Below are 26306 nucleotides of genomic sequence, written 5' to 3'. Positions count from 1 at the left end.
GCCTGATCTTTTCTAAACTGCGCACATTACGGTCTGTACAACAAAACGTCAGCGGTTATCCGCGATGAGGGCTTCAACATGCGCGTTCTGGTTTTAGGTAGCGGCGTCATCGGTACCGTCAGTGCTTACTACCTGGCCCGTGCCGGGTTTGAAGTCGTGGTGGTTGATCGTCAGCCGGCGCCAGCCATGGAAACCAGTTTTGCCAATGCCGGCCAGGTGTCGCCGGGTTATGCCTCGCCGTGGGCCGCACCAGGTGTGCCACTCAAGGCCATCAAGTGGCTGTTGCAGCGCCACGCACCGCTGGCGATCAAAGCCACCGCTGACATCGACCAGTACCTGTGGATGGCGCAGATGCTGCGCAACTGCACCGCCAATCGTTATGCCGTGAACAAGGAGCGCATGGTGCGCCTGTCCGAGTACAGCCGCGACTGCCTCGACGAACTGCGCGCCGAAACCGGGATTGCCTACGAAGGCCGCAGTCTGGGGACCACTCAATTGTTCCGTACCCAGGCTCAGGTTGATGGTGCGGCCAAAGACATCGCCGTGCTGAAAGAGTCCGGTGTGCCCTTCGAAGTGCTGGACCGTGAAGGCATTGCCCGCGTCGAGCCGGCATTGGCCAATGTCACCGACATCCTGGCCGGAGCCTTGCGTCTGCCCAATGACCAGACTGGCGACTGTCAGATGTTTACCACGCGTCTGGCGCAAATGGCCGTGAAACTCGGTGTGGAATTCCGCTTTGGCCAGGATATCCAGCGCCTGGACTACGCCGGTGATCGCATCAACGGCGTCTGGATCGACGGCAAGCTGGAAACCGCCGACCGCTACGTCCTGGCCCTGGGCAGTTACTCACCGCAATTGCTCAAACCGCTGGGCATTCGTGCACCGGTGTATCCGCTCAAGGGTTATTCCCTGACGGTGCCGATCACCAATCCGGCGATGGCTCCGACCTCGACCATTCTCGACGAAACCTACAAGGTCGCGATTACCCGGTTCGATAACCGCATCCGAGTGGGCGGCATGGCTGAAATTGCCGGTTTCGACCTGTCTCTCAACCCGCGTCGGCGGGAAACCCTGGAGATGATCGTCAACGACCTTTATCCTCAGGGCGGCGATCTGGCCCAGGCCAGTTTCTGGACCGGTCTGCGTCCGACCACTCCGGATGGCACACCGATCGTGGGCGCCACCCCGTTCAAGAACCTGTTCCTGAACACCGGCCATGGCACCCTCGGTTGGACCATGGCCTGTGGTTCCGGGCGCTTGCTAGCGGACCTGATGGCGAAGAAAAAACCACAGATCAGCGCCGAAGGCCTCGATATTTCCCGTTATGGCAGTAAACACCAGGAGTCTGCAAAACATGTCAATCCAGCGCCAGCTCACCAATGACCGCATGAGTCAGGTCGTCCTGCACAACGGCACTGTTTACCTGGCCGGGCAGGTTGGTGACGACATGAGTGCCGGTATCGAACAGCAGACCCGTGAAACCCTGGCCAATATCGAGCGTTTGCTGGACCTGGCCGGGACCGACAAAAATCATCTGTTGTCGGTGACGATTTACCTGAAAGACATCGACGCCCATTTCGAAGGCATGAACGCGATCTGGGACAAATGGCTGCCCAAGGGCGTCGCGCCGGCCCGGGCCACTGTGCAAGCCAAACTGTGCGAACCGGAAATCCTGGTGGAGCTGTCCGTCGTGGCAGCGCTGCCCTAAACCCGGAAAACGATCCCTCTTGCGGTGCTGTTGGTGGTTCATGCCGTCAGCCAGCGCCGTTTTTTTTACCTAGTCCGCCTAGAAGCCTGCCGCCATGCGTCCTGCCCGTGCTCTGATCGACCTTCAAGCCTTACGTCACAACTACCAATTGGCCCGCGAAGTGACGGGGGCCAAAGCTCTTGCGGTGATCAAGGCCGATGCCTATGGGCACGGCGCAGTGCGCTGCGCCGAGGCTTTGCAGGACACGGCCGATGGGTTTGCCGTGGCTTGCATCGAAGAAGCGCTGGAACTGCGGGCCGGCGGGATTCGTGGGCCGGTCTTGCTGCTGGAAGGATTCTTCGAGGCCGATGAACTGTCGCTGATCGTCGAACACGATTTCTGGTGTGTGGTGCATTCGTTGTGGCAGCTCGAAGCGATTGAAAACGCGACCCTGAGCAAGCCGATTACGGTCTGGCTCAAGCTCGACTCGGGGATGCATCGGGTGGGGCTGCATCCGGCGGATTATCAGGCGGCCTATCGTCGACTGCTGGCCAGCGGCAAGGTGGCGAAGATCGTGTTGATGAGCCATTTCGCCCGCGCCGATGAACTGCACGATCCCAGCAGCACCGAGCAACTGGCCGTGTTCGAGGCGGCCCGCCAGGGGCTGGCGGCGCAGATCAGTTTGCGCAACTCCCCGGCAGTGCTGGGTTGGCCGCAGATACCAAGCGACTGGGTGCGGCCAGGCATCATGCTGTACGGTGCGACCCCCTTCGAGGAAGCCAACGCCGTCGCTGCGCGGCTGCAGCCGGTCATGACTCTGGAGTCCAAGATCATCAGCGTGCGTGAATTGCCCGCCGGCGAGCCGGTGGGGTATGGCGCCCGTTTTGTCACCGCGCAACCGACGCGGGTCGGCGTGGTTGCCATGGGATACGCCGACGGTTACCCGCGCCAGGCGCCGAACGGTACGCCGGTGCTGGTGCACGGGCAGCCTAGTCAACTGGTCGGTCGGGTCTCCATGGACATGCTGTGTGTCGACTTGACGAATATCCCCAACGCCGGGCTCGGTTCGACCGTGGAGCTGTGGGGCAAGACTATCCTGGCCAGTGATGTCGCGAAGGCGGCCGGCACGATTCCTTATCAGATTTTCTGCAACCTGCGCCGGGTTCCACGGCTCTATTCCGGGGGCTGACGCAAAGCGCAATCTACCGAAAGTCGCTTCACCGCACGGGATTGAGGTCAAAGTGTTGTAAATACTGAACGCTGTCGCCATGATAACGCTCACTTTCCACACAACCTGATTCCCTGGAGGCTCCAGCATTGGACGTCGGTGAACGACTGCAATCCATTCGTAAACTCAAAGGCCTTTCCCAGCGTGAACTCGCCAAGCGCGCGGGCGTCACCAACAGCACCATTTCGATGATCGAGAAAAACAGCGTCAGCCCCTCGATCAGCTCGCTGCGTAAGGTCCTTGGCGGGATTCCCATGTCCATGGTCGAGTTTTTCTCCGAAGAAATTCTGCAGGAGAAACCGACTCAGATCGTCTACAAAGCCAATGAACTGATCGACATTTCCGACGGTGCCGTCACCATGAAACTGGTGGGCCGGGCGCACCCCAGCCGGGCGATTGCCTTTCTCAACGAGATCTACCCGCCTGGCGCCGATACCGGTGACGAGATGCTTACCCATGAGGGCGAAGAGACCGGGATTCTAGTGGAAGGGCGGCTGGAGTTGGTGGTCGGCGCCGAAACCTTCGTACTCGAAGCGGGCGATAGCTACTATTTCGAGAGCACCAAGCCACACCGTTTCCGTAATCCGTTCGATGCGCCGGCGCGACTGATCAGCGCAGCCACACCGGCCAATTTCTAGGAAAAGAGGCGCCGTGCCCGGACGGCAAAGGCGCCCGAAGGATGAGCTGTCATGACAAACAAGACCCTTGCGACTTTGGGGTTGTTTCAGTGTGACGGCCTTCCCGCTATACTTGCGCCCGCCTGCAAACCGTGGCCGCAGGCGTGACTAGCCACCATTGAGGGTGTACGCGTGAATCTAATTATGAAAATGCTGGCTGCACCAGCAACCGTATTGGCCCTATGGGCAGCCAGTGTCCAAGCAGCGCCCAACGACGAAATCGCCAAGCGCCTTGAACCGGTCGGCCAGGTCTGCGTTCAGGGGCAGGAATGCAAGGGCATGGAGGTCGTGGCTTCGGCTGGCGGCGGTGGAGCCAAGACGCCGAAGGATGTTATTGCAAAACACTGCAATGCTTGCCACGGCACCGGCCTGCTGGGCGCTCCGAAAATCGGCGACACGGCTGCCTGGAAAGAGCGCGCCGATCATCAGGGCGGCCTCGACGGCATCCTGGCCAAGGCGATCACTGGCATCAACGCCATGCCGCCTAAAGGCACCTGCGCCGATTGCTCGGATGAAGAGCTCATGGGCGCGATCAAAGAGATGTCGGGTCTGTAATAGCCAGCATCTTCCACAAGAAAGCCGCTTACGAGCGGCTTTTTTGTGCCCGGTGGTTTTACAAAGGCTGTTCATCGCAACCAAGACCCGGCAAGCTCGGTCCAACCCACATTCATGGAATGTCCCGGAGGGTCGGATGGTGCAGTTGTGTTCAATCGAACAGGCGGTGGATGACGTACTCGCGCGCCTGCCAGCGCACATTCATCTGGGGATGCCCCTGGGGTTGGGCAAACCCAATCTGTTCGCCAACGCCCTGTACCGGCGTATCGCGCAACTGCCTGAGCGACAACTGACCATCTACACCGCTCTGAGCCTGGGCCGACCCAATCTGGGCGATGGTTTGCAGAAGCGCTTTCTCGAGCCCTTTATCGAACGGGTCTTTGGCGATTATCCGGAACTGGATTACCTGGCCGATCTGCACCGTGACAGCCTGCCGGCCAACATCCACGTCCAGCAATTCTTCCTGCAACCGGGCAGCCTGTTGCACAGCGAGTCGGCCCAGCAGGATTACGTCAGCAGCAACTACAGCCACGCCGCGCGGGACATCAATGCCGCTGGCTTGAACCTGATCGCGCAACTGGTGGCCAGTGATGCGCAGCATCCTGACCGCCTGAGCCTGAGTTGCAACCCGGACATCACCCTCGACCTGTTGCCGATGGTCGCCAAGCGGCGTGCGGCGGGGGAGACCATCCTCATGGTGGGCCAGGTTCACAGTGATCTGCCCTACATGCCCGGTGATGCGGAAGTCGGCATCGACACGTTCGACCTGTTGATCGACGAAAAGGACAGCCACACGCTGTTTTCCACGCCGAACATGCCGGTGGGGTTTCAGGATCATATGATCGGCCTGCACGCCAGTGCCCTGGTGCGTGACGGCGGTACGTTGCAGATCGGCATCGGCTCCATGGGCGATGCGTTGACGGCGGCGCTGCTGGCGCGTCAAGCCGACAATGCCGCTTACCAGGCGTTGCTGGCGGAGCTGAATCTCAGCCAGTGGGCGCAGTTGATCGAGCGTGAGGGCGGGGTCGAACCCTTTGCCAAAGGGTTGTACGGTTGCAGCGAAATGTTCGTCAACGGCTTGCTGGTGCTGGCAGAGGCCGGAATTATCCGGCGCAGGGTCTATCCCGACGAGCCGACCCAGGAACGAGCCAACGCCGGCACCCTCGACGAGGCGGCGCAACCCGATGGCATCTGCATCCATGGCGGATTCTTCCTCGGCCCTCGCAGTTTTTACGAACGCTTGCGCGAGTTGCCCCAGAGTCGGCGCCTCGAATTCAACATGACCCGCATCAGTTACATCAACGAGCTGTACGGCCAGGAAAGACTCAAGCGCCTGCAGCGACTCGATGCACGTTTTATCAACACGGTTTTCACCATGACCTTGCTGGGCGCCGGGGTGGCGGACCAACTGGAAGATGGTCGCGTACTCAGCGGCGTCGGCGGGCAGTACAACTTCGTTGCCCAGGGCCATGCGCTGGAGGGCGGGCGCTCCATTCTGCTTCTGCGCAGTTGGCGCGAGGCGGGGGGCGAGATCAGTTCGAACATCGTCTGGGAATACGGCCATTGCACCATTCCCCGACACTTGCGAGACATCGTGGTGACTGAATACGGTATCGCTGACCTGCGGGGCAAGACTGATGCCGCGGTGATCGAGGCGCTGCTGAACATCAGCGACTCACGCTTCCAGCCGGAGCTGATCGAGCAGGCGCAAAATGCCGGCAAGTTGCCGAAGGATTTTCGCCTCGATCCGCGCTTCGCCGAGAACACCTCGGAACGCTTGCAGGCCATCCAGGCACGGCATCCTAATTTGTTCCCGGAGTATCCGCTGGGCAGCGATTTCGACGGGGTGGAGCGGGACCTGTTGCGGGCGCTGAACTGGCTCAAGAGCAAGTTCAAACTCACCGAAATGCTGGAGCTGGGCAAGGCTGCGCTGGATGCGCCGCCGCCGTCGGAGTTTCCCGAGCATTTGGAGCGGATGCAGTTGGCGAGCCCCGAAGGGCTGAAAGAAGAGCTGGGCCAGCGCTTGTTGCTCGCTGGTCTCAAGATCACCGCGCCTTAACGGCCACTTCAAAGCCCCTGTGGGAGCGAGCCTGCTCGCGATGGCGGACTGTCAGTCAACATTGGTGTTGGATGTGCCGGCCTCATCGCGAGCAGGCTCGCTCCCACAGGGATGCAGGGCGATTATTCGATAAAGGTCACGACACCACCGGCCAGCGATTGCACCCGGGCCAACGATTCAACGCGATAGCCTTGGGCATCCAGCTCCGCACGTCCACCCTGGAACGATTTCTCGATCACGATCCCCAAGCCTGCCACGGTGGCGCCGGCCTGCTTGATGATGGAGATCAGCGCCTGGGAGGCTTTGCCGTTGGCCAGGAAGTCATCAATGATCAGTACCCGGTCGCTGCTGGTCAGGTGGCGCGGGCTGATGGCCACGGTGCTTTCGGTCTTTTTTGTGAACGAATACACGGTCGCGGACAACAGGTTCTCCGTCAGGGTCAGAGAGTGTTGCTTGCGGGCGAAAATCACCGGAACGCCCAGGTTCAGGCCGGTCATGATCGCCGGGGCAATTCCCGAGGCTTCGATGGTAACGATTTTAGTGATGCCCGAGTCCTTGAACAGCGCGGCAAATTCGTCGCCGATCAGCTTCATCAATTGCGGGTCGATCTGGTGGTTCAGAAAAGCATCGACTTTCAGAACCTGATCGGAAAGTACGATGCCGTGTTCACGAATTTTCTGGTGCAGGGCTTCCATCAAGCCTCCTTTAATGACGCCTTCGGCGCCCCTGGATTTGGTAAAAAGTTCGGTAAAAAGTAGTCGATTCTAGCGCTTGAGCATCGCTCGTATATCGGCCAGGGCGCTATTGCCGCGAACGGCCTTGACCTCGGTCGGTGTGTCGTCATTGCCTTCCCAGGCCAAGTCGTCCGGCGGCAGCTCATCGAGGAAGCGGCTCGGGGCGCAGTCGATCACCTCGCCGTATTGCTTGCGCTTGGCGGCGAAGGTAAAGGCCAGCGTCTGACGTGCGCGGGTAATACCGACGTAGGCCAGGCGCCGTTCTTCTTCGATGGTGTCGGCTTCGATGCTGGAGCGGTGGGGCAGGATTTCTTCTTCCATGCCCATGATGAACACGTAGGGGAATTCCAGGCCCTTGGAGGCGTGAAGGGTCATCATCTGCACGCCTTCGGCGCCGTCTTCCTCTTCCTGCTGGCGTTCGAGCATGTCCCGCAGCACGAGTTTGCCGATGGCGTCCTCGACGGTCATGTCGCCGTCTTCGTCCTTTTCCAGAGTGTTTTTCAACGCCTCGATCAAGAACCAGACGTTGCCCATGCGGTAGTCCGCGGCCTTGTCACTGGAGCTGTTGGTACGCAGCCAGTTCTCGTAGTCGATGTCCATGACCATGCTGCGCAGCGCCGAGATCGGGTCTTCGCCGGCGCACTGTTCGCGCACCTTGTCCATGAAGCGCTTGAAGCGCGCCAGACGGTCGGTGAAGCGGCTGTCCAGATGCTCGCCCAGGCCGATTTCGTCGGTGGCGGCGTACATCGAGATTTTGCGCTCGGTGGCGTAGTTGCCGAGTTTTTCCAGGGTGGTCGAGCCGATTTCCCGGCGTGGGACGTTGATCACTCGCAAGAAGGCGTTGTCGTCGTCCGGGTTCACGATCAGGCGGAAATAAGCCATCAGGTCCTTTACTTCCTGACGGCCGAAGAAGCTGTTGCCCCCCGACAGGCGATAGGGGATCTGGTGATGCTGCAATTTCAGCTCGATCAGCTTGGCCTGGTAGTTACCGCGATACAGGATGGCGAAGTCGCTGTACGGTCGGTCGGTGCGCAGGTGCAGGCTGAGGATTTCCATGGCCACGCGCTCGGCTTCGGCGTCTTCGTTGCGGCAGCGAATCACGCGGATCTCGTCGCCGTGGCCCATCTCGCTCCACAGTTGCTTTTCGAACTCGTGGGGGTTGTTGGAGATCAGCACGTTGGCGCAGCGCAGGATGCGGCTGGTGGAGCGGTAGTTCTGCTCCAGCATCACCACTTTGAGCGACGGGTAGTCTTCCTTGAGCAACATCAGGTTTTCCGGCCGCGCACCACGCCAGGCGTAGATCGACTGGTCGTCGTCGCCCACCACGGTGAACTGGTTGCGGATGCCGATCAGCAGCTTCACCAGCAGATACTGGCTGGCATTGGTGTCCTGGTATTCATCCACCAGCAGGTAGCGGACCTTGTTCTGCCATTTCTCGAGGATGTCGGCGTGGTCCTGGAACAGCTTGACCGGCAGCAGGATCAGGTCGTCGAAGTCCACCGCGTTGAACGCCTTGAGCGTGCGCTGGTAATGGGCGTACACGATGGCGGCGGTCTGCTCCTTGGGATTGCGGGCGTTTTCCAAGGCTTGGGGCGGCAGGATCAGGTCGTTTTTCCAGGCGCCGATCATGTTCTTGATCTCGTCCACGCCGTCGTCGCCCGAATATTCCTTTTGCATGATGTCGGTCATCAGCGCCTTGACATCGGTCTCGTCGAAAATCGAGAAACCCGGCTTGTAGCCCAGCCGTGCATGTTCCTTGCGGATGATGTTCAGGCCCAGGTTGTGGAAAGTGCAGACCGTCAGGCCACGGCCCTCACCGGCGCGCAGCAGGCCGCCGACCCGCTCTTTCATTTCCCGGGCGGCTTTGTTGGTGAAGGTCATGGCGACGATGTACTGGGCGCGGATACCGCAGTTCTGGATCAGGTGCGCGATCTTGCGGGTGATCACACTGGTCTTGCCGGAGCCTGCACCGGCGAGCACCAAAAGTGGGCCGCCGACATAGTTCACGGCTTCTTGCTGCCGGGGATTGAGTCGGGACATGACAGGGTCAGGGAGTCGTTTGCGAAATGGGCCGGCATTTTAACAGGCTCACAGAATTGTGCTGCTCTGTCCGACTTGTGACGCAACACTGCATTGTCATTTGCCGCTTTTGTTACTTTCACGCAGGATGTGGGGCGAATGGGCGTCCAGCGTTCGGCTTCGAGGGTAAGAAAAGCCGTCTGAAGCAAGTGTTTGAGAACCATTGGCATTGGTCATTAGCGGTCAGCAGGTCATAATGCCCTGCGCCTATTACCTTGCAGAGTCTAGGGAGTCAGCTTGTCAACGTCTGTCGAACCCTTGCGTTTGCTGCTATTGGCCGAAGAGCCGGTATGGTCAGCGATTTTGCGCGAGTGCCTGGCCCCCATGGGGCCGTCGGTCGTGTTGATCAGTGCCCCGAGCTGGGAGTCGGTCAGCAGCCTGTTCGAAGACAACCACAACGCGGTGCTGCTGACCGTCGCGGCGTTGCAGCCGGCACCCGGTCGTTGCCGTTTGCCGACGGTCCTGTTGCTCGAGCACGAGCCCACCACTGCACCTGATGGTGTCAGCGATTGGCTGGTACGTGATGTGCTCGATGGCGCCACTCTGCGCCGTTGCCTGCGCCATGTGCGCGAGCGCGGAGTGCTGGAAAACACGCTGCAGCGGCTTGCCGAACAGGATCCGCTGACCGGCATCGCCAATCGCCAGGGCTTCCAAACCCTGCTGGCAGCGCGCCTGGCTGAGAACGAAGGCCGTGGCCTGGCGCTCGGGCATCTGGATCTGGATAACTTCCGTCATGCCAACGATGCCCTCGGCCACCAGGCCGGTGACCGTTTGATCCTGCAAGTAGTGTCGAGGCTCAAAGGTTCGCTCGAAGCCGGCGATCAACTGGCGCGCTTGGGCAGCGACGAATTTGCGCTGCTGATCGACACCCGCAGGGCGCCTCAGCGGGCTGAGTGGATGGCCGAGCGCATCACCGAAGCCATGGCCGAACCCTATTGGGTCGATGGCGAAAGCCTGCTGATCGGTTGCAGCCTGGGGATCGCCCACGCTCGCGCTCAGGCCGGCGCGGACCCGCTGATGTGGCACGCCCATATCGCCATGCAGCAGGCCAAGAGCACCCAGGGCTGCACCTTTCATATCTTCAACGAACGCATCAATCGTAACGCCCGCAGCCTCGCCGACCTGGAGAGCGAGTTGCGGCGGGCGCTGCGGCGCGACGAGCTGGAGTTGCATTACCAACCCCGGCTGAGCCTCGATGGCGGCACCATCGTCGGCCTCGAAGCCCTGGTGCGCTGGCGTCATAACGAACGCGGGCTGTTGCCACCCAGTGAGTTCGTGCCACTGGCCGAACAGAGCGGGCTGATCGTACCGCTGGGCTACTGGGTGATTTCCCGGGCATTGCGGGACATGCAGGCGCTGCGTGAAAGGGGATTGGCGCCCCTGCACATGGCGGTCAACCTGTCGTTCCGGCAGTTCCAGGACAGCCAGTTGCTGCCGACCCTGAGCCGCCTGATCGCCGAACGCGGTGTCGAGGCGCAGTGGTTGGAATTCGAACTCACCGAAACCGCCGTCATGCGCCGCAGCGAACTGGTCAAGCAGACCATGGACGCCCTGGGTCGCCTGGGGGTGCGCTTTTCCCTGGACGATTTCGGCACCGGCTTCTCCTCGTTCGTGCACCTCAACAGCCTGCCCATCGCCTTGCTCAAGATCGACAAGAGCTTCGTGGGTGGCATGGAGCAGCGCGAGGAAAATCGCAAATTGGTCCATGCGATGATCAACCTGGCCCACAACCTCAACCTGGAAGTGGTGGCCGAGGGCGTGGAAACCCGGGAGCAACTGGATTTGCTGCGCGGTTACGGCTGCGACCAGGTGCAGGGCTTTTTGATCAGCAAGCCGTTGCCCCTGGCGGAGCTGGTGGAATACCTGACGTTTGACGGCAGCCAGCAGTCGGTGCTGGAAATCGGCTGACACCAAGCCTTGTGGGAGCGAGCCTGCTCCCGCATGGGATTTCAGTCGGCCTGGACAGTTTCAAAGCCCTGGTGCCGCAGAGGCTCACTGCGGATCATTCGCTTCATCTTCCACTCAAATGCCAGGGTCAGGCTCACTGCCGCGCAGGCCAGGCCAAGGGCCAGGCCCCACCAGACGCCGGTCGGGCCCCAGTGCAGATGGAAGGCCATCCACCATGCCGCCGGTGCGCCAATCAGCCAATAACAGCCCAGGCCCACCAGGAAGGTGGTCTTGGCGTCCTTGAGCCCACGGATACAGCCCATGGCAATGGTTTGCGCACCGTCGAACAGCTCGAACCACGCCGCTACCGCCAACAGGCTCACCGCCAGCTCGATTACTCCGCGAAACGCCGGATCGTCGTGGTCCAGGAACAAGCCGACCAATGGGTTTGGCAGCAACCAGAACACCATCGCGAACGCCAGCATGACCGCTGCGCCGAAGCCAATTCCGACCCGACCGGCCAGCCGTGCCATCAGCAGTTGCCCGGCGCCATAGTGCTGGCCGATGCGCATGGTGATCGCATATGACATTCCCGCCGGGACCATGAATGCCACCGAGACAATCTGCAGAGCGATCTGGTGCGCTGCCAATGGCGTGCTGCCCATGGTGCCGATGCACAGCGCGGCGAACGCGAACAGCCCGACTTCCACTGCGTAAGTGCCGCCAATGGGCAGACCCAGGCGCCACAGTTCCTTGAGGTACTGGCGATTGGGCCGCGACAGACCATTGAGCAACGGATAAGCGCGGTAGGCTTGATGCCGGTGAATATGCCAGGCCAGGGCCAGAGCCATGCAGTTGGCGACGATGGCCGTGACCAGGCCGATTCCCATCAGGCCCAGTTTTGGCAGGCCGAACATGCCGGTGATCAGTGCGTAATTGAGCAGGAAGTTGGCCACCGTGCCGCCGAGACTGATCACCATCACTGGGGTAGCCCGGCCAATGGCGCTGGTAAAGCCGCGCAGGGCCATGAAACTCAGATAGCCGGGCAGGGCGAATGGCAGCACCAGCAGGAACTGGCCGGCGGCCAGGACATTGGTTTCGGTCTGGCCGAACAGCAACAGTACCGGCTTGAGGTTCCACAACAGGAGCCCGGCCACCAACCCCATCAACCAGGCCAGCCACAACCCGGCCTGAGTCAGTCGGGTGGCGCCTTCGACATCACCGGCACCCTGCCGAATCGCCACCAATGTGCCCACTGCGGCGATCACACCGATGCAGAAAATCGACACGAATGAATAGGTCGCCGCTCCGAGCCCGCCGCCTGCCAGGGCCTCGGGACTCAGGCGCGCCATCATCAGGGTGTCGGTCAGGACCATCAGCATGTGCGCCAACTGCGAGGCAATCAACGGCCCTGCCAGCCGCAGGATAGCCCACAGTTCGATTCGCACCGGATGCCGCATGATCATCACACTCCATGTTCAAACAAGGCTGTAAAACGGCGATTCTCGGCGCTCTCAGCGGTTTGCACAAAAGGATAAAAGCGATCACTGGCATGATTAAAACTCATGCTGAGAGCTTTCTGATAGGGTGCGTAAATATCGCCATAGGAGCTTTTCCCGATGTCTCGTCGTCTCCCTCCTCTTTATGCGTTGCGGGCATTCGAAGCGGCGGCGCGATACAGCTCGTTCACCCGGGCGGCCGAAGAACTGTCGATTACTCAAAGTGCCGTCAGTCGGCATATTCGTACACTCGAAGAGCACTTTGCCTGCCGGCTGTTCCAGCGCAGTGGTCGCAACCTGCAGTTGACCGAAGCGGCGCGGTTGCTGCTGCCAGGCGTGCGTGAGGGGTTCATGGCGCTGGAGCGGGCCTGCCATACCTTGCATGGCGAAGATGGCATCCTGCGCATGAAGGCGCCGTCCACGCTGACCATGCGTTGGCTGTTGGCGCGCCTGAGTCGCTTCCGGCATCTTCAGCCCGGCAATGAAGTGCAACTGACCAGCGCCTGGATGGACGTCGATTCAGTGGACTTCAACACCGAGCCTTTCGATTGCGCGGTATTGCTGGGCAACGGGCATTTTCCTAGCGACTGGGAGGCAAGCTTGCTGTTTCCCGAGGAGCTGATCCCGGTAGGTGCACCGAACCTGTTGAACGACCAGCCCTGGGATGTGGCGCGGTTGGCCAGCGCAGAATTGCTGCATCCCACGCCGGACCGTCGTGATTGGCGCAACTGGCTTTCGCGCATGGGTCTGTCCGATCAGGTCTCGCTCAAGGGCGGGCAGGTGTTCGATACGCTGGAACTGGGCATGATCGCGGCGGCGCGCGGCTACGGCGTGTCCATGGGTGACCTGTTGATGGTGGCCGAGGACGTGGCCCAAGGGCGCTTGAGCCTGCCATGGCCTACCGCCGTCGCCAGCGGCGAGCACTATTACCTCGTCTGGCCGAAAACCCGTCCAGGAGGTGAACGTTTGCGCCGTCTGAGCGATTTTCTCCAGGGCGAAGTGAAGGCCATGCAATTACCCGACGTAAAGCGTCTGGGCTGAATCGTTGAAGCTCCCGTGCTAGCCACTTGGCATTATTCCTTCCAAAGCGCTCAAGTATTCGGTTTCGCCGCCGAATGTGTGGAAGTAGTACTTTCGTATTAGAAAGGGACTGCCTACATATCACCCGAATAAAATTGCCGAGTGTGCGACGTGATCAGGATGATCCGGTCACTTGGCCAGGAGCCGTCATGTCTCAACCTCGTGCCCGAATCGCCTCACAGCTGGGCCTCGCCCTTGCCGTGATACTGGCGATCGTGATCTCCGGCAGCACCGTCTTTGCCTTGCGCTCGCTGGACTCCGCCAACCTCGCGACCCGTGAAGAACACCTGGCCAGCGAAGCGCGCCTGATGGCCGACCAGCTCAATACGTTTCATGGCACCCTGCGTGAAAGCACGCAGCGTCTGAGCGGGCTGTTCGATAAACGCTTCAGCGTGGGCCTGAGCGTGCACCCGGATGAGCCGGTCGCGGTGGCAGGCGTGCAGGCTCCAACCCTGAGACTGGGTAGCGAAGTGCTGAACAACAACTTCAAGGAAGTTGATGACTTCAAGCAGACGACCGCCGGGGTGGCGACGGTGTTCGTGCGCAGCGGCGACGATTTCATCCGCGTGAGCACTTCCTTGACCAAGCAGGACGGTACGCGGGCCATCGGCACCTTGCTCGACCGTGCCGGCCCGGCTTATGCCCCGGTCATGAGTGGGCAGAGCTACATTGGGCGGGCCCTGCTTTTCGGGCGCTTCTACATGTCGCAGTACACCCCCGTACGCGATAGCAGCGGTAAGATCATTGCCGTGTTGTATGTGGGATTCGATTACACCGACGCACAGAACGCCCAGTTCGAGAACCTCAAGCGCTTCCGTATCGGTCAGACCGGTTCGCTGGCGGTACTGGATGAGCAAAACAAATGGTTGGTTCCGCCAGCGGGTGTGCAGGCGCTGGAGAAGGCGACCGGGACCATCAAGGAGTTGGTCAAGAAGCCAGGCAAAGGTGTGTTCTGGAGCGATACCGCTGAAGATTTCTACAGCGTTGCCGTGCCGTTCGAGGACGGTCCGTGGGCGGTGGTGGCGAGCATGCCGAAAGCCGAGATTCGCGCCGTGACCTGGAGTGTCGGTACGCAACTGGCTATCGGCAGCTTGCTGGCCATGTTGCTGGCCGTGGGCTCGGCGGTGTGGCTGCTGCGCAGCAAACTGGCCCCGCTGGGCGATCTGGTGCGCCAGGCCGAGGCGCTGGGCGCCGGCGACCTGAGCGTGCGTCTGAATGTGTCGAGCCACGACGAAATCGGTCAGTTGGCCCGTGCCTTCAACCAGATGAGCCAGGCCCTGTCGACCATGGTCGAACATATCCGCAAGGCCTCGCAAGAGGTCAACAGCCGCGCCCAGGCCCTGTCCGGGTTGTCCAGCGGGGCCTATGAGGGCATGGAGCAGCAGTCCGGCGAAATCACCAGCATGGCTGGCGCAGTGGAAGAGTTCAGCGCGACCTCGTTGAACATCGCCGATAACATGGGCAATACCGAACGCCTGGCCCAGGATAACGCCCAGCAAACCCGCATCGGTCGTACGTCGATGGATGAAGCATCCTCGTCGCTGGAGCAAATTGCTGGCGCACTGAACAGCACTGCCACGGTCATCAACACCTTGGGCCAGCGCTCCCAGGAAATCGGCGGCATCGTCGGGGTGATCACCTCGATCGCCGAGCAGACCAACCTGCTGGCGCTCAACGCGGCCATCGAAGCCGCCCGTGCGGGTGAGCAGGGTCGGGGCTTTGCCGTAGTGGCTGACGAAGTTCGTAGCCTGGCGTCCCGTACCCGTCAGGCCACTGACGAAATTTCCGGCATGATCAATAGCATCCAGCAGGAAACCGGTAACGCCATCAGTACGATGGAGAAAGGCAACTTGTTGATGCAAGAAGGCTTGTCGCGCAATGCCAATGTGGCCTCGGCCCTGGCGCGCATCGACGAGCAAAGCCGTTCGGCAGGCCAGCAATTCGCGGCGATCACCACCGCCACTCAGGAGCAAAGCAGCACCGCGACCCTGCTCAGCAGCAACCTGCAAAGCATCGCCATGGCCAACAGCGAACAGCGCGAAGTGGTCTCGAACCTGGCGATCACCGCCAAGGAACTGGAAAAACTGGCGCAGGACCTGCGCAAAGAGGTTGACCGGTTCCGCTGAGGCGTCCTGCAGACTCATCGCGAGCAAGTTCACCCCAGATCCCTCTGGGAGCGAGCTTGCTCGCGACAACAGTGGCATAGCCAACATCCCCGCCACTGACCCTCCGCTATCGCGAGCAGGCTCGCTCCCACAGGGGCTTGGCGGCGAACGAAGATTTTGCGGCCATCCCCGACCAGTGTGGGAGCGAGCCTGCTCGCGAAGGCGTCGGCATAGCCGACATCCCCGCCACTGACCCACCGCTATCGCGAGCAGGCTCGCTCCCACAGGGGCTTGGCGGCGAACGAAGGTTTTGCGGCCATCCCCCGATCAGTGTGGGAGCGAGCTTGCTCGCGAAGGCGTCGGCATAGCCAACATCCCCGCCACTGACCCACCGCTATCGCGAGCAGGCTCGCTCCTACAGGGGCTTGGCGGCGAACGAAGATTTTGCGGCCATCCCTGACCAGTGTGGGAGCGAGCCTGCTCGCGAAGGCGTCGGCATAGCCGACATCCCCGCCACTGACCCACCGCTATCGCGAGCAGGCTCGCTCCCACAGAAGCTGGCGGCGAACGAAGATTTTGCGGCCATCCCCGACCAGTGTGGGAGCGGGCTTGCTCGCGAAGGCGTCGGCATAGCCAACATCCCCGCCACTGACCCACCGCTATCGCGAGCAGGCTCGCTCCCACAGGGGCTTGGCGGCGAACGAAGATTTTGCGGCCATCCCCGACCAGTGTGGGAGCGAGCTTGCTCGCGAAGGCGTCGGCATAGCCGACATCCCCGCCACTGACCCACCGCTATCGCGAACAGGCTCGCTCCCACAGGGACTTGGCGGCGAACGAAGATTTTGCGGCCAGCCCCCGATCAGTGTGGGAGCGAGCCTGCTCGCGAAGGCGTCGGCATAGCCGACATCCCCGCCACTGACCCACCGCTATCGCGAGCAGGCTCGCTCCCACAGAGGCTTGGCGGCGAACGGGCGTTTGCGTTTTTCAAGGTTATCGCTGTTTTTAAGCTTGCTGAAACGTTTCTTCAAGTCTATAAAAACCGCACAACTCCAAGAAAAGGCTGCCCTTATGACTCCGCTCAAACTTGTCATTGCCCTCAGCGCCCTGGGCGCTACGTCCCACGCCATGGCCTGGGATTACGTCCTGCTCGACACCGATAAAGCCGCTCAGCCCTGGAAAATCACCAGCCAGCAGCTAGGCGTGAAAACCGACAAGCCCTTTTCCGTGACAATGCGCACCCTGCATGGCGGTCGGCAGGAAGGCGTCAGCATCGTCGATATCGACAACGGCACGATGAAGCTCTCGGTCGTCCCAACACGGGGCATGAACGTGCTGCAGGCCTCGGTCGGTGAAGTGCGTATGGGCTGGGATTCGCCGGTCAAGGAAGTGGTCAATCCGTCGTTCATTGAGCTCAATGGTCGCGGCGGACTGGGCTGGCTCGAAGGTTTCAACGAGCTGGTGACCCGCTGTGGCTACGAATGGGTCGGCCATCCCGGCATGGACAACGGCGAGCTGCTGACGCTGCATGGCCGCGCCGCCAACATCCCGGCCAACAAAGTGACGCTGCACATCGATGAAAAACCGCCTTATGCGATTACTCTGCGGGGCGAGCTGAAGGAGCAAGCCTTCAAGAAAGTCGATTTCTCGGTACAAACCGAACTGCTGACCGAGCCCGGCAGCGTGAGCTTCGCACTCAAGGACACGCTGACCAACAACGGCGACTATCCGAAGGAATACCAAGCGCTTTACCACAGCAATTTCAGTACACCGTTCCTGGAGCAGGGGGCTCGCTTCGCGGCGCCGGTCAAGCAGGTCTCGCCGTTCAACGACAAGGCCAAGGGCGATCTGGCGGATTGGCAAACCTACCGAGGGCCAACCAAGGACTACGACGAAACCGTCTACAACGTCGTGCCTTATGCCGATGCCAAGGGCGACACCCTCACCGTGCTGCACAACAAGGCCGGTAGCCTCGGTGTATCGGTGGGCTTCAACACCGGCACGCTCCCCGTGTTCTCCCTGTGGAAAAACACCGATACCCAAGGTCAGGGTTACGTGACCGGGCTGGAGCCGGGCACCAGTTTTTCCTATAACCGCCGGTATCAACGGCCACTGGGCCTGGTGCCCACCATCGCGCCAAAAGAGCACAAGCAGTTCCAGATCCACTACAGCCTGTTGGCGGATAAAGGTGCCGTGGATAAAGCCCTCAAACGTATCGATGAAATCCAGGGCGCCCAGCAAACCGAAGTACGAAATACGCCGCTGGTGGACCTGAGCAAGCCATGATGCCCATCAGGGCGTGGCGGGCCGGTATTGCAATGCTTCGGCCAAGTGCTCCCGACTGATTCGATCCGCTTGCTCAAGGTCCGCTAGCGTACGGGCGACCTTGAGCAGGCGGTGGGCAGCTCGCAGCGACAGGGTCAGTCGTTCGCAGGCGGTTTCCAGCCAGGTTTCATCGGTTGTGGATAACTTGCAATGCCGACGCAAACCCGGCAGATCCAGGAACGCGTTGGCACAGCCCTGGCGCTTTTGCTGGCGTTCGCGGGCCTCGGCCACTTGCTCGGCTACGGTAGCCGTATCCGCACCGGATTCGCTTTTTGGGCTCAACGCCGTGGCTTCCCGGGCGACGGTCAGGTGCAGGTCGATGCGGTCCAGTAAGGGGCCGGAGAGTTTATTGCGGTAGCGCTGCACCATGTCCGGCGTACACGAGCATCGGCCACTGGTCTCGCCAAGGTATCCACAGGGGCAGGGATTCATCGCCGCCACCAACTGGAAACGCGCCGGAAAGCGCACCCGGTCACGAGCGCGCGAAACCACGATGTGGCCCGATTCCAGCGGCTCCCTCAAGACCTCAAGAACCTTGCGGTCGAACTCCGGCAGTTCATCGAGAAACAGCACGCCATGGTGGGCGAGGGTGATCTCTCCCGGTTGCGGCTTTGAGCCGCCACCCACCAGCGCCGGGCCGGACGCCGAGTGATGCGGTTGACGAAACGGGCGCTGCGGCCAATGGCTCAACGGTACGCAACTGGCGACCGACTGAATCGCGGCGACCTCCAGGGCTTCACTTTCAGCCAGTGGCGGCAACAACCCCGGTAAACGGCTTGCGAGCAGTGTCTTGCCGGTGCCTGGTGGTCCGCTGAACAACAGGTTATGGGCTCCCGCAGCGGCGATCAGCAATGCGCGCTTGGCCCCGACCTGGCCTTGTACTTCATTCAGGTCAGGATAGGGCTTGCTCGCCGAGAGCAGCCCGTTGGAAACATAAGGCACCACCGGGGTATGGCCATTGAAGTGGGCTACCGCTTCAAGCAGATGATCCACCGCGATCACCTGCAGCCCCGATGCCAGACAGGCTTCCTCGGCATTCGCTCGCGGCACCAGCAGCGTACGCCCGGCCTTGCGCGCCGCCAGCGCCGCGGGCAACACACCGCGCACCGGGCGCACCGCGCCGGACAACGCCAACTCCCCGAGACATTCCACATCGTCCAGCATCAGGGTCGGCACCTGTACGCTGGCCGCCAGGATCCCCAGGGCAATCGCCAGGTCGAACCGCCCGCCGTCCTTGGGCAGATCCGCCGGCGCCAGGTTCAGCGTGATGCGCCGCGCCGGGAAATTCAGGCCCGAATTGATGATCGCGCTGCGTACCCTGTCCTTGCTTTCCTTCACCGCCGCTTCAGGCAAGCCGACCATCGTCAGCGATGGCAAGCCATTGGCCAGATGGACTTCAACGGTAACGGCAGGCGCTTCCACACCCACTTGGGCGCGGCTATGGACAATGGCCAGAGACATGAATGGTTCCTTTGGTGGGGGCAAAAACCGCGTCCTGCGGTTTTGAAAGGGTAGTAGTGGTATGGCGAGTTAGCGTGGGGATGTAGCCGGCAAATATGGACCGAATGTTACGAATGAACGACGCGCAGAAAAACTGCCCCCCTTAACCTTGGCGTCGGAAACGTGCCGGTGAGGTGTAAGGGGGCAGCCTTCGTACGAGCTCAAGGCTTGATCAACAGACCTTGACCGGTAGGTAAACTCAAAATCGACAAATTCATTTTTTTGGCCCACTGATCCATGCCTTCTTTTTGCGGCTGATAGCCAAAATAGGCGTAATCATCCAACAAAATAAAGGCATTCGGTACCAGGCGTTCCCACAGGTAATCAATAGCAGCCACTTCAGGAATCGTGCAATTCAAGTCAATGTGCAGGAATGCAATCTGGGTCGAATCGATTTGGGGGAGGGTGTCAGGAATGCTGCCCTGAATAATGGTTGCTCTTGGCCACTCTGCAAAGTTTTGTTTCACTGAATCGAGGTTGGTTGTATAGAAACCAGAGGTTATCTCTCTGCAGTTACGCTCATACACACCACCCTCCCGTTCTTCATCTGAGAGATAACGCTCATCGATGCCAGCAAAAGTGTCTAAGAGATAAAAGACTCTGTTGGTATTGTTCCAGTCCAGGTCATACATAATAGCGGAACTTAGAAATCCACGATTGACACCGCACTCCACGAAGTCGCCTGTGAGTTTCGCAGCAGATCTCGCGGCCCAAAGCCCAACATGAACTCTCCAGAACCACTTGTAATCCATACCGACGGCAGCTACGCCCCGACCATAGGCGGCCCTGAATGCGGGATCAATCATGAAGTCATGGTTGTGTATGGACGCTAGACCATCGTGATTATAGGTCTCGGCAAGTTTCGGATGTAATGGATTGTATTTTTTTTCAACGTAACGTGCGTCACCCTTGTACGCTCGTCCTTCCGGTATGCCGAACTTCAAATAATGCAGCGCTGGATCTAATCCAGCCTTCAGCACATCGGGGTGTAACTCTAAATACTTATCAGGGGAAAAATCGTCAGGTAGAGTCATTGAATCTCCGTGATTACTTTTTTGACGTTCCAAACGCTACCAGACTCGTAGGGTCGACTAGCATTAGTCCACTACCCGTGCTTCCATGTAGTTTGAAGCATGATCGTAAACCTGTGTTCAATAGCAAGCAGTACGTTCACCCGTGGTGTATAGCACGACAGTGTAAAAATGCAATGGCGATAGGCCACTTGAAGGCATCTTGTTTAGCTTGCCGTACATGATCATTTGAACGGGGGATGGGGACCTCCCCGGCACCACCAGAATACCTACGCCTTGTGCACTGGAACGCCAACTTTGCGAGACGTTCCGTATAGCCCTGCATCTGCGCAGGACCTTCACCCTGCCATTCTCTTTGCGGCTCTTAAGATCCCCTGCCCACAGCAACTGTCGAGGTCAATGACGAGTTGCGGGAGGTGCAGGTCGTACTGGTCATTGTCACGCGCCGACGGTCACGGCTTTGGACTGCACAGTTGCATTCTGGCTGCGCATGAGATGGGCGGCGAGCTGACAGTGCAGAGCGCGGGGCCGGGCAAGGGCGCGCTCTTTACCCTGGAGTTGCCGCTTGCGCTGGCCCAAGGTCAATCTCAGCGAGCCGCGAGTGGCTGACCTAGTCGGCTTGAGGTCTCGGCAAAAAAGCGTTGCAGGGGAGCGAGACAAAAAATCGCAGCTTTCAGCAGCTCCTGCTGGGGATTTTATTCGGTAGGAGGATTTATCTTCGCCTCCAACTCCGCCACCTTCGCCTCCAGGCTCTCCAACCGCGCCCGGGTCCGGGCCAGTACGACCATCTGACTGTCGAATTCTTCCCGGCTGACCAGATCCAGCTTGCTGAACCCGCTTTGTAGCAGGGCCTTGAACTGGCTTTCGATTTCGCTTTTGGGCAGGGGTGTGTCGCCGCTCAACAGGCGGGAGGCGTGGCCGCTGAGGGCGTCGAGGAGGTCTTTGGGCGCAAGCATGGCAGGTGTCCTGAAAACGATGAGGGCAGTGTATCACGCAGCGTCTATATTCAATTGGCGAGCAAGGAGTGCACGCTTTTCGCGCACTGGACCGGGCATCGCCGCACTGTTGTTGTGCGTATTGTTCCTGTTCGGGGTGCGGCGCGAGCCGGCACAGTGGGTAAGAGACTGAAATCAGAAGGTTTGGGCACAGATGGCAAGGTTTCTGCTTAGTGGCTGATGACCCATGCACTGATGCAGTCGCTGTGACGAATGCAGTGCAGCCGGCGAGGCGGGGAGCTTCGTCAGAGTGGTTAGCTGGCACCGGTCGGGCAACTTGGGCCGACGATGCGTTACAAAGCCAGGCACTGCGCTTAGACTTGAGTCGGGTTTGTTTTCCTGGGGCAAGTCCACCAATTCGGGAGAAAGTTTCATGAAGCTAGTCACTGCCATCATCAAGCCGTTCAAGTTGGACGACGTGCGCGAGTCGCTGTCCGAAATCGGCGTGCAGGGCATTACCGTTACTGAGGTCAAAGGCTTCGGTCGGCAGAAAGGTCACACCGAGCTGTATCGCGGCGCGGAATACGTGGTTGATTTCCTGCCCAAGGTGAAGATCGATGTCGCCATTGACGACAAGGATCTGGACCGGGTTATCGAGGCGATCACCAAGGCTGCCAATACCGGCAAGATTGGTGACGGCAAGATATTTGTGGTCAATCTGGAACAGGCTATTCGCATCCGTACCGGCGAAACCGATACCGACGCTATCTAAGCCGCCAAACCCAACGCCCCAGGAGAAAACAATATGACTCTGCGTAAATTCGCAGGGCTAGGAGCCCTGTTGTCCTTCGTAACGCCTGGCCTGGCCATGGCAGAAGAAGCGGCAGCCCCAGTCCTGAACTCCGGCGACACTGCCTGGATGCTCACTGCCACAATTCTTGTACTGTTCATGACTATTCCCGGCCTGGCGCTGTTCTACGGCGGTATGGTTCGGTCGAAAAACATTCTTTCCGTGATGATGCAATGCTTTGCCATTACCGGTCTGATCAGCATCCTGTGGGTCATTTATGGCTACAGCATTGCGTTCGACACCACGGGGATGGAGCAGGGCGTCGTCAACTTCAATTCGTTCGTCGGCGGTCTGAACAAGGCATTCCTGGCGGGCCTCACGCCTAGTAGCCTGACTGGCCTGTTCCCTGAAGCGGTGTTCATCACCTTCCAGATGACGTTCGCCATCATCACCCCGGCCCTGATCGTCGGCGCGTTCGCCGAGCGGATGAAGTTCTCCGCCATGCTGATCTTCATGGCCGTGTGGTTCACCCTGGTGTATGCACCGATTGCGCACATGGTCTGGTCCGGCAACGGCGGCCTGATGTGGGACTGGGGTGTGCTGGACTTCGCTGGCGGCACCGTGGTGCACATCAACGCCGGTATTGCTGGCCTGGTGGCGTGCCTGGTACTGGGTAAGCGCAAGGGCTTCCCGACTACCCCGATGGCACCGCATAACCTGGGTTACACCTTGATGGGTGCGGCCATGCTGTGGGTAGGCTGGTTCGGCTTCAACGCCGGTTCCGCCATCGCGGCCAACGGCACCGCCGGTATGGCAATGCTGGTTACCCAGATTGCAACCGCTGCTGCGGCGTTGGGCTGGATGTTCGCCGAGTGGATCACCCACGGTAAGCCAAGCGCACTGGGCATTGCCTCGGGTGTGGTGGCGGGTCTGGTGGCGATTACTCCGGCTGCCGGCACCGTGGGCCCGATGGGCGCCCTGGTCATCGGTTTGGCGGCGGGCGTGGTGTGCTTCTTCTGCGCCACTACCCTCAAGCGCAAAATGGGCTATGACGACTCCCTGGACGCCTTCGGCGTGCACGGCATCGGCGGTATCCTGGGTGCGATCCTGACCGGTGTGTTCGCAGCGCCGGCCCTGGGTGGCTTCGGCACCGTGACTGATATCGGCGCGCAAGTGTGGATTCAGCTCAAGGGTGTAGGCTTCACGGTGATCTACACCGCGATCGTCACCTTCATCATCCTCAAGGTCCTGGACGCCGTCATGGGTCTGCGTGTCTCCGAGGAAGAAGAAGCGGTCGGCCTGGACCTGGCCCAGCACAACGAGCGTGGCTACAATCTGTAAGTACACGCAATAAAAAAAATGCCCGGTTCGCCGGGCATTTTTTTGTCTGGAGTTTGTCATTGCTCACAGGATGTACCGGTTTTTCCGACGTCTTTTGTTATGTACGCGACATGGGTTTTTCTACCGCCATCGGCTTACACCAAAGCAGGCGTATTAGGCCCTTTGTTTTTTCCCAGAGCGCGCTAGAATGCGCGCCGAACGTGCGGAGATCTGTATGTGGCAACAGACGCTGATAACCCTGCGGGCAAGGCCTCGGGGCTTTCATCTGGTAACGGACGAGTTGCTCGCCGGCCTGCCTGAACTCCGGGCATGTCGTGTCGGTCTGTTGCATCTGTGGCTGCAGCATACCTCGGCCTCGTTGACCATCAACGAGAACGCCGATCCGGCGGTGCGTCGAGACTTCGAACGATTTTTCAATCGGCTGATCCCACAAGGAACCGCCGATTATGAGCACAACGACGAAGGCCTGGACGACCTCCCGGCGCACTTCAAGGCCAGCGTGCTGGGGTGTCAGCTTAGTCTGCCGGTCACGGCGGGACGGTTGGCATTGGGTACCTGGCAAGGTGTTTATCTGGGCGAGCACCGTGATCATGGCGGTGCTCGTAAAGTCCTCGCCACTTTGTACGGTGATGGGGAGTAACCGCTGATTGCCGGCGGATGTTGAATTTTTTCTGGCAGCCTTCGACAGACGGCGAAGCTGGGCTATAACTAATCTGCTTTTCGCAAGTCATGAGGTAGAACATGAGCGACGATGATCTGGAAAACGACGACCTCGAAGTAGGTGACGAAGACGAGACCGAAGAAGGCCTGGAAGCGGCGGCTGAAGACGTCGCCGACGACGATGGGGCCGATGTACCGGCGCCAACCGCCAAAGGCAAGGCCAAGGCGGCGGTTTCGGTCGACGAGTTGCCGAGCGTAGAGGCCAAGAACAAGGAGCGTGATGCGCTCGCCAAGGCCATGGAGGAGTTCCTGGCCCGAGGCGGTAAAGTGCAGGAAGTGGAGGCCAACGTTGTTGCGGATCCGCCCAAGAAACCGGACAACAAGTACGGCAGCCGCCCGATCTGAGCATCTGCTTCTTGCTTGCTGAAAAAGCCCGCCGTCGCTGCGGGCTTTTTCATGGGCTATAAAAATCTTCAGGCCAGGCGCCGTGGCTCGCTCCCACAATTTGAGTTCTGGTGGCCACAAAACAGGCGGTTCAGGGTTGGCTATGCCACCCCGCCAGCAACCCCGGCAGCTCGGTCAGGCTGCGAATCTCTGCATCCGGTACATGCTCGGCATCCCAGGTTTTACCCGCCGGATTGAACCAGATTGCCCGCAAGCCGGCCTGTTGGGCGCCGGCGATGTCGTCACCCGGATGATCGCCAATGTGCACGGCGGTTTGCGCCGTGGCGCCGCCGCGTTGCAAGGCTTCGTGGAACAGCCGGGCGTCAGGCTTGGCGATGCCGATGTCCTCGGCGCACAGGGCGAACTTGAAATAATCCGCCAGTCCCAGGCGACGTACATCGGCGTTGCCATTGGTGACCACGCCGAGGGCGAAATGGTTGGCCAGAATTTCCAGGGTAGGCTGCACCTCGGGAAAGATTTCCAATTGGTGACGGGCGTGCAGGAATGTTTCGAACGCTTCGTCCGCCAGCTCCGAGGCTTGCCACTGGTCATAACCGGCGTCCTGCAAGGCACGGAACAGCACTCGTCGGCGCAGTGCACTGATGCGGTGCTTCAGGCCGGGCTCTTCGCGCAACACTTGCTCGCGAATGGTAAAAAGATGCTCCACCGGCACGCTGCCCAGGTTCGCGGCGTTGTCGGTCAGCCACTGGCGTAAGACGGCCTCGGCACTGGCGATCACCGGGGCGGTGTCCCATAGGGTGTCGTCGAGGTCGAAAGTGATGAGCTCGATGGTCATGATTCGTCGCCCTTGATTCGTTTGGCCCTGGGGTGGGCACTGTCATAGACCGTCGCCAGGTGCTGGAAGTCCAGGTGGGTATAGATCTGTGTGGTCTTGATGTCCGAGTGGCCGAGCAGTTCCTGGACGGCGCGCAGGTCCTGGGAAGACTCCAGCAGATGGCTGGCGAAGGAATGCCTGAGCATGTGGGGGTGCAGGTTCTGTCCCAGCTCGCGTTCACCGGCGGCCTTGACCCGCACCTGGATCGCCCGCGGACCGAGGCGCCGGCCTTGCTGGCTGACAAATACCGCGTCGTCGGCCGGGTTGGTCAGCGCCCGCAACGGCAGCCACAGCTCCAGGGCCTCACGGGCTTTGCGGCCAACAGGCAGCAAACGTGTCTTGCTGCCCTTGCCCAGCACCTGGACCATGCCGTCGGCCAAGTCCAGTTGATCCAGGTTGAGCCCCGTCAGTTCGGAAAGCCGCAGGCCGGAGGAATAGAACAATTCGAGAATCGCCTGGTCCCGTCGCGCCAGGAAGTCATCCTCGACGGCGCCTTCCAGCAATTGCAGGGCCCGGTCGGTGTCCAGGGTCTTGGGCAGCCGGCGTTCGCCCTTGGGCGGTGCCAGGCCGGTGGCGGGGTCGTGATCGCACAGCCCTTCGCGGTTGAGGTAGTGGTACAGGCCTCGCACTGCTGACAACAGTCGCGCCAGGCTGCGGGAAGATTGCCCTTGTTGATGAAGGCGGGCGACCAGGCTGCGCAGGCGCTGGATGTCCAAGGCTGCCCAACTGCCGATGTTTTGCTTCTGGCACCAGGCCAATACTTTTTCCAGGTCGCGGCGATAGGCCGACAGCGTGTGGGGCGACACCTGGCGCTCACTGCGCAGGTGTTCGCAGTAGGCGTCCAGCTGCCGTTCCATC

General features: G+C 60.3%; 22 protein-coding genes and 1 pseudogene. 15 read left to right on the top strand and 8 right to left on the bottom strand.

The genetic code is table 11. The annotated features are described in order from the left end of the window. The first annotated feature begins 78 nt into the window (after nt 1-78). From dadA to QOM08_RS27280, 6 genes are all read left to right on the top strand, one after another. Nucleotides 79-1383 carry a D-amino acid dehydrogenase gene (gene dadA, locus QOM08_RS27305; RefSeq protein WP_047226153.1) on the top strand — a complete coding sequence of 435 codons (1305 nt, stop codon included), beginning with the start codon at nt 79-81 and terminating at the stop codon, nt 1381-1383. Continuing rightward, nucleotides 1355-1708: a RidA family protein gene (locus QOM08_RS27300; RefSeq protein WP_047226152.1), complete on the top strand. Its 354-nt coding sequence runs from the start codon at nt 1355-1357 to the stop codon at nt 1706-1708. Before dadA ends, QOM08_RS27300 begins: the two co-directional genes overlap by 29 nt. A gap of 94 nt (nt 1709-1802) precedes the next feature. After that, entirely contained in the window at nt 1803-2876 is a 1074-nt protein-coding gene (alr, locus tag QOM08_RS27295) for an alanine racemase (RefSeq protein ID WP_047226151.1), read from the top strand. Between the two features lie 128 nt (nt 2877-3004). After that, nucleotides 3005-3553 carry a cupin domain-containing protein gene (locus tag QOM08_RS27290; RefSeq protein WP_047226150.1) on the top strand — a complete coding sequence of 183 codons (549 nt, stop codon included), beginning with the start codon at nt 3005-3007 and terminating at the stop codon, nt 3551-3553. A 183-nt stretch (nt 3554-3736) separates the two neighbouring features. Then, the gene (locus tag QOM08_RS27285) at nt 3737-4147 is read left to right on the top strand and encodes a c-type cytochrome (RefSeq protein ID WP_047226149.1); all 411 of its coding nucleotides are present in this window, start codon (nt 3737-3739) and stop codon (nt 4145-4147) included. Nucleotides 4148-4283: 136 nt separating this feature from the next. Then, nucleotides 4284-6206 carry an acetyl-CoA hydrolase/transferase C-terminal domain-containing protein gene (locus tag QOM08_RS27280; protein ID WP_076383086.1) on the top strand — a complete coding sequence of 641 codons (1923 nt, stop codon included), beginning with the start codon at nt 4284-4286 and terminating at the stop codon, nt 6204-6206. A 122-nt stretch (nt 6207-6328) separates the two neighbouring features. Here QOM08_RS27280 and QOM08_RS27275 read toward each other — a convergent pair whose 3' ends face one another. Then, nucleotides 6329-6901 (bottom strand): xanthine phosphoribosyltransferase, encoded by a 573-nt coding sequence (locus QOM08_RS27275; protein ID WP_047226147.1) that lies wholly within the window; start codon nt 6899-6901, stop codon nt 6329-6331. A 69-nt stretch (nt 6902-6970) separates the two neighbouring features. Beyond that, nucleotides 6971-8980 carry a DNA helicase Rep gene (gene rep / locus QOM08_RS27270; RefSeq protein ID WP_047226146.1) on the bottom strand — a complete coding sequence of 670 codons (2010 nt, stop codon included), beginning with the start codon at nt 8978-8980 and terminating at the stop codon, nt 6971-6973. Between the two features lie 276 nt (nt 8981-9256). On the opposite strand from rep, the gene QOM08_RS27265 reads away from it, so the two are divergent. Next, nucleotides 9257-10927 carry a putative bifunctional diguanylate cyclase/phosphodiesterase gene (locus QOM08_RS27265; protein ID WP_047226145.1) on the top strand — a complete coding sequence of 557 codons (1671 nt, stop codon included), beginning with the start codon at nt 9257-9259 and terminating at the stop codon, nt 10925-10927. Between the two features lie 41 nt (nt 10928-10968). Here QOM08_RS27265 and QOM08_RS27260 read toward each other — a convergent pair whose 3' ends face one another. After that, nucleotides 10969-12366, bottom strand: a complete 1398-nt coding sequence (locus QOM08_RS27260) for a NorM family multidrug efflux MATE transporter (protein WP_047226196.1) — start codon at nt 12364-12366, stop codon at nt 10969-10971. Between the two features lie 159 nt (nt 12367-12525). Here QOM08_RS27260 and QOM08_RS27255 point away from each other — a divergent pair, with 159 nt between their 5' ends. The 3 genes from QOM08_RS27255 to QOM08_RS27245 all read left to right on the top strand — a co-directional run bounded on the left by QOM08_RS27255 (nt 12526) and on the right by QOM08_RS27245 (nt 17873). After that, nucleotides 12526-13446 (top strand): LysR substrate-binding domain-containing protein, encoded by a 921-nt coding sequence (locus tag QOM08_RS27255; RefSeq protein WP_047226144.1) that lies wholly within the window; start codon nt 12526-12528, stop codon nt 13444-13446. Between the two features lie 188 nt (nt 13447-13634). Then, a complete protein-coding gene (locus QOM08_RS27250) occupies nt 13635-15611 on the top strand; it encodes a methyl-accepting chemotaxis protein (protein ID WP_316912339.1) in 1977 nt (658 codons plus the stop codon). 1047 nt (nt 15612-16658) lie between these two features. Next, nucleotides 16659-17873, top strand: a complete 1215-nt coding sequence (locus QOM08_RS27245; protein ID WP_047226142.1) for an aldose 1-epimerase family protein — start codon at nt 16659-16661, stop codon at nt 17871-17873. 6 nt (nt 17874-17879) lie between these two features. Here the strand turns inward: QOM08_RS27245 and QOM08_RS27240 are convergent, their stop codons facing one another. Together QOM08_RS27240 and QOM08_RS27235 are read right to left on the bottom strand one after the other, a co-directional pair. Then, nucleotides 17880-19373 carry a YifB family Mg chelatase-like AAA ATPase gene (locus tag QOM08_RS27240; protein WP_316912338.1) on the bottom strand — a complete coding sequence of 498 codons (1494 nt, stop codon included), beginning with the start codon at nt 19371-19373 and terminating at the stop codon, nt 17880-17882. Nucleotides 19374-19573: 200 nt separating this feature from the next. Continuing rightward, a complete protein-coding gene (locus QOM08_RS27235; protein ID WP_316912337.1) occupies nt 19574-20446 on the bottom strand; it encodes a TylF/MycF/NovP-related O-methyltransferase in 873 nt (290 codons plus the stop codon). A gap of 438 nt (nt 20447-20884) precedes the next feature. Here QOM08_RS27235 and QOM08_RS27230 point away from each other — a divergent pair. Then, nucleotides 20885-21052, top strand: a pseudogene (locus QOM08_RS27230) (histidine kinase); the annotation flags it as partial. Between the two features lie 86 nt (nt 21053-21138). Here QOM08_RS27230 and QOM08_RS27225 read toward each other — a convergent pair. Then, nucleotides 21139-21399, bottom strand: a complete 261-nt coding sequence (locus QOM08_RS27225) for an accessory factor UbiK family protein (protein WP_076383082.1) — start codon at nt 21397-21399, stop codon at nt 21139-21141. 412 nt (nt 21400-21811) lie between these two features. Between QOM08_RS27225 and glnK the strand changes: the two genes are divergently transcribed. The 4 genes from glnK to sutA all read left to right on the top strand — a co-directional run bounded on the left by glnK (nt 21812) and on the right by sutA (nt 24574). After that, nucleotides 21812-22150 carry a P-II family nitrogen regulator gene (gene glnK / locus QOM08_RS27220; RefSeq protein ID WP_002555808.1) on the top strand — a complete coding sequence of 113 codons (339 nt, stop codon included), beginning with the start codon at nt 21812-21814 and terminating at the stop codon, nt 22148-22150. Between the two features lie 33 nt (nt 22151-22183). Then, complete coding sequence (locus QOM08_RS27215; RefSeq protein ID WP_047226138.1) at nt 22184-23509, top strand: ammonium transporter; 1326 nt, start codon at nt 22184-22186, stop codon at nt 23507-23509. A gap of 214 nt (nt 23510-23723) precedes the next feature. Continuing rightward, nucleotides 23724-24149, top strand: coding sequence for a secondary thiamine-phosphate synthase enzyme YjbQ (locus tag QOM08_RS27210; protein WP_047226195.1), 426 nt, complete (start codon nt 23724-23726; stop codon nt 24147-24149). A 101-nt stretch (nt 24150-24250) separates the two neighbouring features. Further along, entirely contained in the window at nt 24251-24574 is a 324-nt protein-coding gene (sutA, locus tag QOM08_RS27205; protein WP_014340827.1) for a transcriptional regulator SutA, read from the top strand. A gap of 130 nt (nt 24575-24704) precedes the next feature. Here sutA and QOM08_RS27200 read toward each other — a convergent pair whose 3' ends face one another. Together QOM08_RS27200 and xerC are read right to left on the bottom strand one after the other, a co-directional pair. Next, entirely contained in the window at nt 24705-25409 is a 705-nt protein-coding gene (locus tag QOM08_RS27200) for an HAD-IA family hydrolase (RefSeq protein ID WP_316912336.1), read from the bottom strand. After that, nucleotides 25406-26305 (bottom strand): tyrosine recombinase XerC, encoded by a 900-nt coding sequence (xerC, locus tag QOM08_RS27195; RefSeq protein ID WP_076383081.1) that lies wholly within the window; start codon nt 26303-26305, stop codon nt 25406-25408. Before xerC ends, QOM08_RS27200 begins: the two co-directional genes overlap by 4 nt. Nucleotide 26306 lies beyond the last annotated feature (1 nt).

It is taken from the genome of Pseudomonas sp. P105 (assembly GCF_032614175.1).
Classification (GTDB): domain Bacteria; phylum Pseudomonadota; class Gammaproteobacteria; order Pseudomonadales; family Pseudomonadaceae; genus Aquipseudomonas; species Aquipseudomonas rhizophila.
The sequence above is the reverse complement of the archived record's forward strand: the minus strand, read 5'-3'. Positions and strand labels throughout refer to the sequence as shown.

What these genes read in the sequence shown, in the direction of transcription:
- QOM08_RS27255 (WP_047226144.1), top strand. Translation starts at nt 12,526, where the DNA reads ATGTCTCGTCGTCTCCCTCCTCTTTATGCGTTGCGGGCATTCGAAGCG.
- QOM08_RS27215 (WP_047226138.1), top strand. Translation starts at nt 22,184, where the DNA reads ATGACTCTGCGTAAATTCGCAGGGCTAGGAGCCCTGTTGTCCTTCGTA.
- QOM08_RS27280 (WP_076383086.1), top strand. Translation starts at nt 4,284, where the DNA reads ATGGTGCAGTTGTGTTCAATCGAACAGGCGGTGGATGACGTACTCGCG.
- dadA (WP_047226153.1), top strand. Translation starts at nt 79, where the DNA reads ATGCGCGTTCTGGTTTTAGGTAGCGGCGTCATCGGTACCGTCAGTGCT.
- QOM08_RS27300 (WP_047226152.1), top strand. Translation starts at nt 1,355, where the DNA reads ATGTCAATCCAGCGCCAGCTCACCAATGACCGCATGAGTCAGGTCGTC.
- QOM08_RS27225 (WP_076383082.1), bottom strand. Translation starts at nt 21,399, where the DNA reads ATGCTTGCGCCCAAAGACCTCCTCGACGCCCTCAGCGGCCACGCCTCC.
- xerC (WP_076383081.1), bottom strand. Translation starts at nt 26,305, where the DNA reads ATGGAACGGCAGCTGGACGCCTACTGCGAACACCTGCGCAGTGAGCGC.
- rep (WP_047226146.1), bottom strand. Translation starts at nt 8,980, where the DNA reads ATGTCCCGACTCAATCCCCGGCAGCAAGAAGCCGTGAACTATGTCGGC.
- QOM08_RS27240 (WP_316912338.1), bottom strand. Translation starts at nt 19,373, where the DNA reads ATGTCTCTGGCCATTGTCCATAGCCGCGCCCAAGTGGGTGTGGAAGCG.
- glnK (WP_002555808.1), top strand. Translation starts at nt 21,812, where the DNA reads ATGAAGCTAGTCACTGCCATCATCAAGCCGTTCAAGTTGGACGACGTG.
- QOM08_RS27210 (WP_047226195.1), top strand. Translation starts at nt 23,724, where the DNA reads ATGTGGCAACAGACGCTGATAACCCTGCGGGCAAGGCCTCGGGGCTTT.
- QOM08_RS27285 (WP_047226149.1), top strand. Translation starts at nt 3,737, where the DNA reads ATGAAAATGCTGGCTGCACCAGCAACCGTATTGGCCCTATGGGCAGCC.
- alr (WP_047226151.1), top strand. Translation starts at nt 1,803, where the DNA reads ATGCGTCCTGCCCGTGCTCTGATCGACCTTCAAGCCTTACGTCACAAC.
- QOM08_RS27245 (WP_047226142.1), top strand. Translation starts at nt 16,659, where the DNA reads ATGACTCCGCTCAAACTTGTCATTGCCCTCAGCGCCCTGGGCGCTACG.
- QOM08_RS27275 (WP_047226147.1), bottom strand. Translation starts at nt 6,901, where the DNA reads ATGGAAGCCCTGCACCAGAAAATTCGTGAACACGGCATCGTACTTTCC.
- QOM08_RS27200 (WP_316912336.1), bottom strand. Translation starts at nt 25,409, where the DNA reads ATGACCATCGAGCTCATCACTTTCGACCTCGACGACACCCTATGGGAC.
- sutA (WP_014340827.1), top strand. Translation starts at nt 24,251, where the DNA reads ATGAGCGACGATGATCTGGAAAACGACGACCTCGAAGTAGGTGACGAA.
- QOM08_RS27235 (WP_316912337.1), bottom strand. Translation starts at nt 20,446, where the DNA reads ATGACTCTACCTGACGATTTTTCCCCTGATAAGTATTTAGAGTTACAC.
- QOM08_RS27260 (WP_047226196.1), bottom strand. Translation starts at nt 12,366, where the DNA reads ATGCGGCATCCGGTGCGAATCGAACTGTGGGCTATCCTGCGGCTGGCA.
- QOM08_RS27250 (WP_316912339.1), top strand. Translation starts at nt 13,635, where the DNA reads ATGTCTCAACCTCGTGCCCGAATCGCCTCACAGCTGGGCCTCGCCCTT.